The sequence below is a fragment of the Pseudomonas sp. S1_E05 genome (assembly GCF_056337105.1).
Genome location: NZ_JBFRHM010000001.1, coordinates 2,292,870 through 2,304,880, shown reverse-complemented (window position 1 = coordinate 2,304,880; position 12,011 = coordinate 2,292,870). Strand labels below are relative to the sequence as shown.

The following is a 12,011-nucleotide window of genomic DNA, read 5'->3' as shown; positions in this document are numbered from 1 at the left end:
CTGGCCGACTCGATGTTAGTCATTCAGCCTATGAGGTTAGGTCATCCGGTCAATATTCGAGGGATAGTTTGCTTGGTGGGACCCGATTGAGCCCCACCAAGGTGCTGACTAGACGCGTTCGAACAACACCGCGATACCCTGGCCGCCGCCGATGCACATGGTCGCCAGTGCATAACGGCCCTGGACGCGGATCAATTCGTGGATGGCCTTGGTGGCGATGATAGCGCCCGTGGCACCCACCGGGTGGCCCAGGGAGATCCCCGAACCGTTCGGGTTGACCTTTTCCGGGTCGAAGCCCAGCTCCTGGGCGACGGCGCAGGCTTGCGCGGCGAAGGCTTCGTTGGACTCGATAACGTCCAGGTCAGCCACGGTCAGGCCGGCACGCTTGAGGACCAGGCGCGTGGCGGGAATCGGGCCCAGGCCCATCAGCTCCGGCTCGACACCGGCGTGGGCGTATCCGACCAGGCGGACCATCGGCTTGAGGCCCTGGGCTTTAACCATTTCGCCAGTGGCCATGATCAGCGCCGCCGCGCCATCGTTCAGGCCCGAGGCGTTGCCGGCGGTGACGCTGCCGTCCTTCTTGAACGCCGGTTTCATCTTCGCCAATTGCTCGGCATTGACCTCGCCACGCACGTGCTCATCGGTGTCGAAAGTCACGGTGCCTTTGCGCGAGGCGATTTCGATCGGCACGATCTGGCTGGCAAAACGACCTTCGGCAATCGCCCGTGCCGCGCGCTGCTGGCTGACCAGGGCCAGTTCGTCCTGGGCCTGGCGGCTGATGCCAAACCGTTCGGCGACGTTTTCGGCGGTGATGCCCATGTGGAAACCGGCAAACGGGTCCTGCAATACGCCGAGCATGTAGTCGATGGCCTGCATGTCACCCATGCGGGCGCCCCAGCGTGCCTGCGGCAACAAGTACGCGCCACGGCTCATGGACTCGACACCACCGGCCAGCGCCGCACCGGCATCACCGAGCATCAGGCTCTGGGCGGCACTGACGATCGCCTGCAAACCGGAGCCGCACAGGCGGTTGACGTTGAACGCCGGGGTTTCCTTGGGCAGCCCGGCATTCATTGACGCGGTACGGGAAATGTAGGCATCGCGGGCTTCGGTGGGGATCACATGCCCCAACACCGCATGACCGATATGCTCAGGTGCCAGCCCCGAGCGCTCGATGGCGGCGCGGCAAATATCGGTCGCCAGTTGGGTCGGCGGCACATCCTTGAGCGAGCCACCAAAACTGCCGATGGCGGAACGCACGGCGCTGATCACATAAATGTCGGATGGGTTCATGAAGGTTCCCTGCTTGAGTCGGGTGCGCGTCTGGCACTGTTAATGGTGCAAGAGTCTAGGCGCGGCGGGGGCATTGGCCTATGTCGCAAGTGCTCAAGGGCGGTGGTGTTTTTTGCCAGTTGTACCGTGCTCCGCAGCGTCCCCTGTAGGTGCGAGCATGCTCGCGATGGTCGTTAACGATAACGCTGGCTGCCTGATACCCCTTGGCGCCTGATACACCATCGCGAGCAAGCTCGCTCCTACAGGGTTGTGGTGTCAGGGCAATCACTCGCCCTGCCGCCGCGCCGGGAACACCAGCTCGAAACTCGTCAGCCCATCCAGGCTGTTGGCGCTGCATGTGCCATTGTGCAGCTGCATGATCGTCGCCACGATTGAAAGCCCCAGGCCATTGGAGTTGGCCGAGCGTTCGCGCGACTGGTCGACGCGGTAGAAACGCTCGAACAGTCGGGGCAGGTGTTCGGCGGGGATGGTCGGGCCGTGATTGCGCACGCTCAGGCGGATACCTTCGGCGCACGGCGTGGCGTCGATGAGCAGTTCAGAGTCAGGGGCACCGTACTTGATCGCGTTGGCGCACAGATTGGCCAATGCTCGACGCAGAAGCATCGGTTCGGCCCAGATCACTCCACTCCCGCAGGCTTGGATGTGGATGCCGACATCGGCTGCCGGCCCCTCGAAATAATCGGCCATGCGTTGCATTTCATCGGCAGCGTCCAGTTGCTGTCGCTGTTTCAGGGCACTGGACGGGTCGGTACGGGCCAGAAACAGCATGCTGTCGAGCATGCGCGCCAGGCGCTCCAGTTCTTCAACATTGGAAGCGAGCAGCTGCTGATAGGCGTCCAGGCTGCGGTCCTGCTGCAGAGCGACCTGGGTTTCGCCGAGCAGGTTGTTGATCGGCGTGCGCAACTCGTGCGCCATGTCGGTCGAGACCTGGCTGAGTTGCGCGAAACCTCTGCCCAGACGGTCGAGCATGGCATTGAACGCATCGATCATCGGCAACAGTTCCTGGGGGGCGCCGTGGCTGTCGAGGCGTTCGCCGAGGTTTCCGACGTCAATGCCATGGGCGTGCCGCGCCAGGCGTCGCACCGGCAGCAGGCCACGATGAACCAGCCAATAACCGGAGAGCGCGAGCAGCACCGCCGCGACGCTGGCGAACAGGTAGACGTTGAGTCGATAACTGGCGAGCAGGGCAGTGCGTTCAGTCATCAGGCGTCCGGTAACGACTTGCAGGGCCCCCATGTCGCCGGAGTCGATGTTTGCCGCGACGGCAGAAAACGGGACGCCGTCGACCCCGGGATAATGCTGCACGTCCGAAAGCCCCAGTTTATGGTCCATCGGCACTGGCGCCAGTGACGGCAGCGGCAGATTGCCGGGGTTCACCACCAGCAAGGGCTTGCCACCGGGAGGGGTGATGGTCAGCAGGGCTTCGCGGTTGCCCATCATGTTCTGGAACAACGCCGGCTTGCTCTTGATCAGCTCCAGGGTGTTGCTGTCGTTGAGGAACGTGCGCAACTGGTCGATCCGCGTGATCAGGGCGGCGTCGTCGCGGTGGATCAGTTCGCGCTCCAGGTCGCGATACAGCGCCACGCCCAACAGGGTCAGCGACACGAACGCCAGCAGGGCGAACACCAGTGCCAGGCGCAGGGTCAGGGAATGGCGCAGTCCGTTCATGGTTGCGTGTCGAAGCGGTAGCCGATACCGCGCACGCTGTGGATCAGCTTGAGCTGGAACGGGTCGTCGATTTTCAGGCGCAGACGGCGCACGGCGACGTCGACGACATTGGTGTCGCTGTCGAAATTCATGTCCCACACGCGCGAGGCAATCATCGAACGTGAGAGGACTTCGCCCTGGTGCGTGGCGAAAAGGTGCAGCAGGGCGAACTCTTTGTTGGTCAGGGTGATGCGTACGCCGGCGCGGGTGATACGACGCTTGAGCACGTCGATTTGCAGGTCGTCGACGTGCAGCTGTTCTTCCTCGCGAGTGGGGCCACGGCGCGTCAGGGTGCGCAGGCGCGCCACCAGTTCGGCGAAGGAAAACGGCTTGATCAGGTAATCATCGGCGCCCAGTTCCAGGCCCTTGATTCGGTCGGCGATGTCATCCCGGGCGGTCAGAAACAGCACCGGCGTATCAGCCTCCTTGCGCAACCGGCGCAAGACTTCCCAGCCGTCCATCTTGGGCATCATCACGTCGAGTACGATGACATCGAAGTCATGCTCCAGGGCCTGGTGCAAACCATCGGCGCCGTCCCGCGCCAGGGTCACGCAATAACCCAGCTCCTGCAGGCCGTTGAGCAAATAATTGCCTGCCTTGGGTTCGTCTTCTACTACGAGGATGTTCATGCCAATACGCCTCAGACCGATCGCGCCAGTGTAGCTGGATCAATGGTCATTGGTGCAGCCCGAGCCGTTGACCTCGTAATCCAGCACATGCTCACGGCCCTGGGAATCGAGGTAGTTGAGCTGCGCCGGAATGACCCCGCATTGTTGGGAAATGTCGGTGCTGGACAGGACCTTGGCGACATCCAGGTGCACGAAGAAGCCGGTCTTGTCGTGGATCACCGGCGCGGTGCCTGTGGTGCCGGCAAAGGCCGAACCTGCGGTGAGGAGGGCGGCGATACCGAAGATAAACATTTTCATGGCGAGTCTCTCTATTCAAGGGGGGTGGCTGCCGGGGAGTGACCTGACAGTGAGTTCAGGTTAACGAGGCGATCCAGACAGCCGACCAACAGAACAATGACAATCCTGTAATGAAGCGGATCAGGGCTGGCGGCCGGAGGCTTCAAGGATCAGGTCGGTGATTTCCCTGGCGTGGGACACCAGCGACAGGTGGCTCGACGGCAGCTCGATGGTGCTGGCGTTCATGCGTTTGGCCAGGAAGCGCTCAAGGTCCGGATTGATGGTCTGGTCGAGGCTGGACACCGCATACCATGACGGTTTGCTGTGCCAGGCCGCTGCGGTGGTGCGGTCGGTGAAGAGGGTCTTGGCGATCGGTTGCTGCACCGCGAACAATTGCATGGCCTTGGCATGGGGCACGTCGCTGGCGAAGTATTTGAGGAAGGCGTCCTGTTTGAGACTGATGAACCCGCCATGCTCTTCGGTGCCGGCACGCACCGGCATGGTTGGGTATTTCGCCGACAGCGCGACGAAATCTTCGCCGGCGTCCGGGGCGCGAGCGGCGACGTAGACGAGCGAGCTGACCTTCGGATCGACGCCGGCCTCGCTGACTACGGTCCCAGCATAGGAATGACCGACCAGTACCGTGGGGCCGTCCTGTTGGTCCAGTACACGTTGAGTGGCAGCAACGTCGTCGGCAACGGACGTCAGCGGATTCTGTACCGCAGTCACGTGCAGGCCCGCCGCCTGCAACCGGGAAATAACCTCCGCCCAGCTCGAACCATCGGCCCAGGAACCGTGCACCAGCACGACATTGTCGGCCTTGACCGGCGCGATGTCGGCGGCCATGGCGGAACCGGTGCCCAGCAACATCAGGCTGGCGGCGATCAGGCAAAGTTTGCTCAATGGTTTCATGATTTGGACCCTCGTCATCATCAGCGAAAAGCGTCACCCGATGGGGTGAGCGACGCCGCCACTTTAGGGAGCGAGGGGGTTGGCAACGCTGACAAGTCGATGACAAATCGGTAATGCACGCCGTGCCGTATGTCGGGCGCCAGGAACGGCTGTTGGTGCAAATCTTCCAAATCAGAACAACGAAGGGAGATCAACCATGACCAATGACTGTCGACGTGAGGCCCTGTCCGCCTGGTATAACTTGCTGGCTCACCCTGGACTTCTCATGGATGTAGAAGAGCAATACGATGAGTTGCTCAAGGCGGCAGACGAGATGGAACGCGCCAACTTGATCAGTTGTGCGGAGTGGCGAAGCCTGGTACGCAAGGCGGTATCGGTGTTTGCCCATGACAGGAGCGATGCAGGTTCTGGTGCCCAGGATCAACCTTTACCCTGCAATGCTCAGCAACCACCCCCCCAGGCCACCGGCAATAACCACTAGCCATGGCGGCAGCTTCCAAAACATCAAGGCGACCAGTGCCAGTAATGCCAGGCCCAAGTCCTGTGGTTTGCCGATCGCGCTGGTCCACACCGGATGGTACAGCGCGGCCAGCAGCAATCCGACGACTGCAGCGTTGACGCCGATCAGCGCCGCCTGGATGCGCTGGCTGCGGCGTAGCGCTTCCCAAAATGGCAAGGCGCCGAGGATCAGCAAGAAGGACGGCGCGAAGATTGCCAGCAGGCAGATCACACCGCCGCCGAGGCCCGAGGGCGACTGGTTCATGGCCGCGCCCAGGAACGCGCCGAAGCTGAACAACGGGCCAGGGATGGCCTGCGCGGCGCCGTAACCGGCCAGGAACAACTCATTGTCGACCCAGCCCGACGGCACGACTTCGCTTTGCAGCAGGGGAAGCACGACGTGGCCGCCTCCGAACACCAGGGCACCGGAACGGTAAAAGGCGTCCACCATCGCCAGCGTTTGATTGGCCAGGACTTCGTGAGCCAACGGCAGGCCAACCAGCAGAAGGATAAAGAGCGTCAACCACGTTGCGCCTGCGTGTCGTCCAATGGTGATGGGCAGAGGGTCGTGCTGGCTGACGGGCATGGGTTTGAATAACAGCAGTCCCGCCACACCGGCGATCACCATCACGCCGACTTGGGCCCACGCGGACGGTTCCACCAGGACAATGCAGGCGGTCACTATCATTATGGTCATGCGCAAACCATCGGTGCACAGATTGCGCGCCATGCCCCAGACCGCTTGTGCAACCACTGCCACGGCGACCACCTTGAGGCCGTGCAGGGCGCCGGGCGGGAGGATGGAACCATAGTGGGTGAGCCCAAGGGCGAACAGGATCAGCAAGACGGCAGAGGGCAACGTAAACCCGGCCCAGGCTGCAATCGCGCCTGCGTAACCCGCCCGCGACAGGCCCAGGGCAATGCCGACCTGACTGCTGGCTGGCCCCGGCAGAAACTGACACAGCGCGACCAGATCCGCGTAGCTTCGCTCGCTCAGCCAACGTCGGCGGCTGACAAACTCGGCGCGAAAGTAGCCCAAGTGTGCGATGGGACCGCCGAACGAGGTCAGGCCCAGGCGCAGGAAGATGAGGAACACCGACCAGGCGCTTTGGGAGTGAGTCATGCCGGGCCTGTCTGGGTGGGGTGGAAGGCCGACATTATAACCATGATGCTCACTGTACGAGGGGGCTGCCGGATGCCCGCGGTGTTTGGTCTACCATCGCGAGTAAACTCGCTCCTACAGTAAGTTGCGGTGTATGCAATGTCCTGTAGGAGCGGGCTTGCCCGCGATGAGGGCGGCACATTCAGCGTCGCTGGTGTCCTTTAGGCGCTATCTTGTGGCTTGTTAGCGTTAGTCGGTAGCTCGCGGGCGCGTTAAAGTGGACGCCATGTTTCTCGCACCTCGATGGATGCTGCCCATGACTCGCCCCCGTTTCCTGCCCGACAATTTCACCTTGACCCTCATTGCCGTGGTCATTCTCGCCAGTCTGCTGCCCGCCAGCGGGCAAGTCGCGGTGGGTTTTGGCTGGTTGACCAACCTCGCGATCGGGCTGCTGTTCTTCCTGCACGGCGCCAAACTGTCACGTGAGTCGATCATCGCCGGTGCGGGTCATTGGCGCCTGCATCTGCTGGTGTTCAGCCTGACATTCATCCTGTTTCCGCTGATCGGCCTGGCGCTCAAGCCGGTGCTGTCGCCGCTGATCGGCGACGATCTGTACCTGGGCATGCTCTACCTGTGTGCCTTGCCGGCCACGGTACAGTCTGCGATTGCCTTCACCTCATTGGCGCGCGGCAACATTCCGGCAGCGATTTGCAGTGCGGCGGCATCCAGCCTGTTCGGGATTTTCCTCACGCCGTTGCTGGTGACCTTGCTGCTCAACGTGCACGGCGATGGCGGTTCGACCCTGGATGCGATCGTGAAGATCAGCGTGCAACTGTTGCTGCCCTTCATCGCCGGGCAGATCGCCCGTCGCTGGATCGGTGCCTGGGTGGGTCGCAACAAGAGCTGGCTGAAATTCGTTGATCAGGGCTCGATCCTGCTGGTGGTCTACGGCGCGTTCAGCGAGGCCGTCAACGAAGGCATCTGGCATCAGATCCCGTTGTGGGAACTGGCCGGCCTGGTGATCGCCTGCTGTATTGTCCTGGCGCTGGTGTTGGCGGCGTCAACCGTGCTGGGCAAGGCCTTTGGCTTCAATCAGGAAGACCGCATCACCATTCTGTTCTGCGGTTCGAAGAAAAGCCTGGCGACCGGCGTGCCGATGGCGCAGGTGCTGTTCGCTGGCAGCACCATCGGCGTGTTGATCCTGCCGCTGATGCTGTTTCACCAGATTCAATTGATGGTGTGCGCGGTCCTTGCGCAGCGTTACGCCAAACGCCCGGAAAGCGTTCCGGAGTTGATGGCTCACGTCGATCCTTGATCGCGGTTTACTGGCCGTCCACCACGCGCGGCAGTTGCAACGGGTTGAAATCACGCAGCGCGTCGGGTAGCAACGCCTGCGGGAAACCCTGGTAAGCCACTGGCCGCAGGAAGCGTTCGATCGACGTCATGCCCACCGAGGTGAAGCGGCTGTCGGAGGTGGCAGGGAAGGGGCCGCCGTGCACGGTGGCGTGCGTGACTTCCTGGGGGTGAGCGAAGGCGTTGACCACAATCCGACCGGTGCGACGCTCCAGCAACGGCAACACGCGCCGCGCCAGTGGCAAGTCAGGTTCTTCAAGGTGCAACGTGGCGCTGAGTTGTCCCTTGAGCGAACGGGCCACGGCGAGCCACTGCGATTCATCCCGGGCTGTGACCAACAGCGCTGACGGACCGAACACCTCTTGCGCCAGCACCGGTTCGCTGAGGAAGCGTTCACCGCTGACCTCCAGCAAGGCTGACTGGCCGTCAAAGTCCGCTCCGGCCGGCGAGCCTGCGGCAATACGCTGCGCACCCACACTTTCCAGGGTCGCGAGGCCATTGAGGTAGGCCGCGTGAATCCCCGGCGTCAGCATCGTGCGCGCTGGCGCCTCATTCACCCGTTTCATCATTGCCTCCCGCAACGGCTGCAAACCCGCGCCTTCTATCGCGATCAGCAGGGCTGGACGCAGGCAGGCTTGGCCGACATTGACCAGCATGCGTTCGATAAAACCATCGCCGATCTGCGTACCACGCTCGGCCAGGGCTGCAGGCAGGATGAACGTGGGGTTGATGCTGGTCATTTCGGTAAACACCGGAATCGGGTCGGGCCGAAGTTGCGCCCGGCGATACAGGGCCATTCCGCCGTGTTCGGAGCCGGTGAAGGTCACCGCCTTGATCAGGGGGTGATCCACCAGGGCTTCCCCGATGGCGTTACCGGCGCCGCGTACCATCGAGAACACGCCTTCGTGCAGGCCATGATCGCGAACGGCCTTCTGAATCGCCCGCGCCTGGATTTCCGAGGCGCCCGGGTGGGCGTTGTGCGCCTTGAGGATCACGGTCGCACCCGCGGCCAGGGCCGATGCGGTATCGCCACCAGCGACCGAATAGGAGATCGGAAAGTTGCTCGCGCCGAAAATCGCCACCGGGCCGATGGCGATTTTTTGCAGGCGATGGTCCATGCGCGGGCGCGGCTGACGCGCCGGCTGCGCCGGGTCGATGGCCAATTGCAGGAAGCGGCCCTTGCGCACGACGTCGGCGAACTGGCGAAATTGCGTGGCGGCCCGGCCCACTTCGCCTTCCAGCTGCGCTTGCGGCAGGCCTGTTTCGAGTGCGGCCCGCTCCGCCAGCTCGCCACGAACAGCCTCCAGGTTGTCGGCAATGCTCTCCAGGAACGCCGCTCGCTGGCTGAGTGAGGTATGGCTGTAACTGTCGAACGCTTCGTCGGCGAGGGTCGCCGCCCGATGCACCTGCAATGCGCCACCCAAGGCGAATTCGGTTTCGAGCCATTGGTTGGTGGCCGGGTTGAGCGCCTTCATTGTCCCTTCACTGGCGGGGACATCGTGGGCGCCGATCAACAGGTTTCCCGTGAGGTTCATCGGCGATTACTCCTGACCTGTGAGGGTGGCGATGAGTTCATGGGTCGTCACGATCGAATGCGCGAAGGTCGGGCCGTTGAGTTCATGGGCGGCGTGCATCATTTCCGGACGCAACGCGGCAGTCGCGTCGCGCACCAGGGTGACGTGATAACCCATTTCGGCGGCGTAGCGGGCGGTCGCCTCGATGCAGGTATTGGCCAGCAGCCCGACGATGATCACGTGGGTGATACCTTGTTGCTTCAAGCGAAAATCCAGGTCGGTGTTGGCAAAACCGCTGGAACCCCAGTGTTCCTGGACGACGATGTCACCGTCCTTGGGCGCGAAGTCAGGGTGCCATTCGCCACCCCATTCACCGCGGGCAAAATGGTGCATGTGCATGATTTTGCTTTGGGTCGGCGTCGGGTGGTCCCAGCATTCGTAGTCACCATGCTCCCAGCGGCGGTGCGGTACGATGACCACCTGGATGCCTTGGGCGCGCACGGCGAGATCCAGGGTACGCAGGTTGTCGAGCAGACCGACCTGTTCGGCAATCGGCTTGAGAAGGGGGAAAACCTTGCCGCCTTCGGACAGGAAATCGTTGTACGGATCGACCAGCAGATAAGCGGTGCGATCCAGGGGATAAAAGGGCTGCGACATGACGATGTGCTCCACAGGAAGATGAGTGTCAGGTGCCGGGGGTTGCCCGGTCATCTTGTTGATATGATAATCATAGTAACTAGGAATGAGGCAAGTCCCTATGTCGACAAACACCAATGCACCCGACACCCTGTGCCCGATTGCGCGGGCCGAAGCGGTCGTGGGAGACCGCTGGACCGTGCTGGTGCTGCGGGAGCTGTTCATGGGTAGCCATCGATACGACGAGATCCAGGCGCAGACCGGCGGCACCCCGCAAATGGTCGCCACGCGCCTGAAAAATCTCGAGGTCGAGGGCATGGTCGAACGCCGCCTCTACAACGAACGACCGCCACGCTACGAATATCACCTTAGCGAAAAAGGCCGGGCTTTCTACTCGGTGATACTGGCGCTGCGGGCCTGGGGGGAAACCTGGTGCAAGTCGCCGGAGGAGGGATTGGCGGTGGTCTATACCCACAAGGCGTGCGGCGAACCCGCGGGCCTTGGACCTGCGTGCGATCATTGTGGCGAATTGCTGCGCCGTGACGAGCTGGCCAGCGAACAGAGCCCGGCCTACCAGGCTGAACGGCTGGCACGTCGCGAGGCGTTCAAGAGCGGACGTAGCCCGCAGTGATCGGAGCATGGATGACATCGCGCAAGGAGCCCACATGCCACTGACCGCCACCACCCTGATCGACATTGCAATGACCAATCCGGTCAATGCCCAAATCACCCGGCGCCTGCCTGAACTCGGGTTGCGCCAATGCATGCTGACGGCAGGGTGCCTGTTCCAGGCGGTGTGGAATCATCAGGCCGGCCAGCCTTCTGACTGGGGCATCAAGGATTACGATGTTTTCTACTTTGATGAAGACCTGTCCTGGGACGCGGAAAACCAGGTAATACAGGCCGCGCAGGTGCTGTTTCAGGATCTCGCCGTCAACATCGAATTGAAGAATCAGGCGCGGGTGCACCTGTGGTACGAACAACGTTTCGGCACTCAATACCCGCAGCTACTGTCGGCGAAGGATGGCATCGACCGCTACCTGGTCGCTGGCACGTGCATTGGCTTGGAAGTGGCGACAGGGGAGGTGTACGCGCCCTTTGGCCTGGACGATATCGAGCAGGGCCTTTTGCGTATCAATCCAATCAATCCCCGGCCCGAGTTGTTTGCCCGCAAGGCGCAGAGTTACCAGTCTCGTTGGCCCTGGCTGACAATTCTCGATTGAAAAAGGGGATGGAGTGCCGACACACCCCACCCCCTTCATCACGCCATGATCAGAACTTGAATGCTTGGCGTCCCACCAGCAGCCACTGGCCTTTCTGTTTCTGCCAGATCTGGAAGTTCTCGATCTCGGTCGGGATCACTTCAGTGCCTTTGAGCGCCTGTGCCGAGAAATGGTTGCGCACCAGCGCGACGTCGCCCGACAGGTTGATGGTCTGGTTCTGCATCTCCAGGGTCTTGAACGCGCTGCGACCGGTTTCGATGTCGGCTATGTATTCCTGCTTGTTCTGGATTTTCCCGCTGGAGTGACCGTAGGTCAGGTTCTCGGCGGTCAACGCGTTGAGTTCGGGGATATTCTTTTTCAGCATGGCCTGGGTCAGCTTGTCGACGGCCTTGGCCACATCGGCCTCGCCGGCAGACGGGGCGGCGGCGACGTAGCCACTGAACAGGCAGAGAAAACCGACCAGCACTTTCACTTTTTTCATGGGGCATTCCTTGTTGTTGTAGGGAGCGAATGATGGATCTGGGTAGGCATTCATCAGTCGTCGTACAACCTAGCATGAGGCGAGGAAAAAGCGAACTGTCTGGAGAATTGACTGGGCCGGTCTGGCCCCATCGCGAGCGTGCTCGCTCCTACAGGGGCAACGCGAACAAACTGTAGGAGCGAGCTTGCTCGCGATGGTCGTCAACGATAACGCTGGCGTCCTGCTGCCCCGCGTTGTCTGCGCCACCATCGCGAGCGTGCTCGCTCCTACAGGGACAACGCGGACAAACTGTAGGAGCGAGCTTGCTCGCGATGGTCGTCAACGATAACGCTGGCGTCCTGCTGCCCCGCGTTGTCTGCGCCACCATCGCGAGCGTGCTCGCTCCTA

At 62.0% G+C, this 12,011-nt stretch carries 12 protein-coding genes; 3 read left to right on the top strand and 9 right to left on the bottom strand.

Features of this window, described 5'->3' with window-relative positions; genetic code table 11:
* Positions 1-108 precede the first annotated feature (108 nt).
* From AB4N33_RS10600 to chrA, 6 genes are all read right to left on the bottom strand, one after another.
* Positions 109-1,293: an acetyl-CoA C-acyltransferase family protein gene (locus AB4N33_RS10600; protein WP_460126348.1), complete on the bottom strand. Its 1,185-nt coding sequence runs from the start codon at positions 1,291-1,293 to the stop codon at positions 109-111.
* Positions 1,294-1,557: 264 nt separating this feature from the next.
* Positions 1,558-2,961, bottom strand: coding sequence for a heavy metal sensor histidine kinase (locus AB4N33_RS10595; protein WP_460139549.1), 1,404 nt, complete (start codon positions 2,959-2,961; stop codon positions 1,558-1,560).
* Positions 2,958-3,629: a heavy metal response regulator transcription factor gene (locus tag AB4N33_RS10590; protein ID WP_460126346.1), complete on the bottom strand. Its 672-nt coding sequence runs from the start codon at positions 3,627-3,629 to the stop codon at positions 2,958-2,960. Before AB4N33_RS10590 ends, AB4N33_RS10595 begins: the two co-directional genes overlap by 4 nt.
* A gap of 39 nt (positions 3,630-3,668) precedes the next feature.
* Positions 3,669-3,926 (bottom strand): DUF2790 domain-containing protein, encoded by a 258-nt coding sequence (locus AB4N33_RS10585; protein ID WP_460126345.1) that lies wholly within the window; start codon positions 3,924-3,926, stop codon positions 3,669-3,671.
* Positions 3,927-4,046: 120 nt separating this feature from the next.
* Positions 4,047-4,817: an alpha/beta hydrolase gene (locus AB4N33_RS10580; protein ID WP_460126344.1), complete on the bottom strand. Its 771-nt coding sequence runs from the start codon at positions 4,815-4,817 to the stop codon at positions 4,047-4,049.
* A 427-nt stretch (positions 4,818-5,244) separates the two neighbouring features.
* Positions 5,245-6,438 (bottom strand): chromate efflux transporter, encoded by a 1,194-nt coding sequence (gene chrA, locus AB4N33_RS10575; protein ID WP_476457234.1) that lies wholly within the window; start codon positions 6,436-6,438, stop codon positions 5,245-5,247.
* 295 nt (positions 6,439-6,733) lie between these two features.
* On the opposite strand from chrA, the gene AB4N33_RS10570 reads away from it, so the two are divergent.
* On the top strand, positions 6,734-7,732 hold the full coding sequence (locus tag AB4N33_RS10570; RefSeq protein WP_460126341.1) for a bile acid:sodium symporter family protein: 999 nt from the start codon (positions 6,734-6,736) through the stop codon (positions 7,730-7,732).
* A gap of 7 nt (positions 7,733-7,739) precedes the next feature.
* Here AB4N33_RS10570 and AB4N33_RS10565 read toward each other — a convergent pair whose 3' ends face one another.
* Complete coding sequence (locus AB4N33_RS10565) at positions 7,740-9,305, bottom strand: aldehyde dehydrogenase (NADP(+)) (protein ID WP_460139546.1); 1,566 nt, start codon at positions 9,303-9,305, stop codon at positions 7,740-7,742.
* Positions 9,306-9,311: 6 nt separating this feature from the next.
* Positions 9,312-9,941 carry a cysteine hydrolase family protein gene (locus AB4N33_RS10560; protein WP_460139545.1) on the bottom strand — a complete coding sequence of 210 codons (630 nt, stop codon included), beginning with the start codon at positions 9,939-9,941 and terminating at the stop codon, positions 9,312-9,314.
* Positions 9,942-10,041: 100 nt separating this feature from the next.
* On the opposite strand from AB4N33_RS10560, the gene AB4N33_RS10555 reads away from it, so the two are divergent.
* Entirely contained in the window at positions 10,042-10,551 is a 510-nt protein-coding gene (locus AB4N33_RS10555) for a winged helix-turn-helix transcriptional regulator (protein ID WP_476457233.1), read from the top strand.
* A gap of 34 nt (positions 10,552-10,585) precedes the next feature.
* Positions 10,586-11,143, top strand: a complete 558-nt coding sequence (locus AB4N33_RS10550) for a nucleotidyltransferase family protein (RefSeq protein WP_476457232.1) — start codon at positions 10,586-10,588, stop codon at positions 11,141-11,143.
* Between the two features lie 49 nt (positions 11,144-11,192).
* On the opposite strand, the gene AB4N33_RS10545 is transcribed toward AB4N33_RS10550, so the two are convergent.
* Positions 11,193-11,624 carry a nuclear transport factor 2 family protein gene (locus tag AB4N33_RS10545; RefSeq protein ID WP_192303898.1) on the bottom strand — a complete coding sequence of 144 codons (432 nt, stop codon included), beginning with the start codon at positions 11,622-11,624 and terminating at the stop codon, positions 11,193-11,195.
* Between the last annotated feature and the right edge of the window lie 387 nt (positions 11,625-12,011).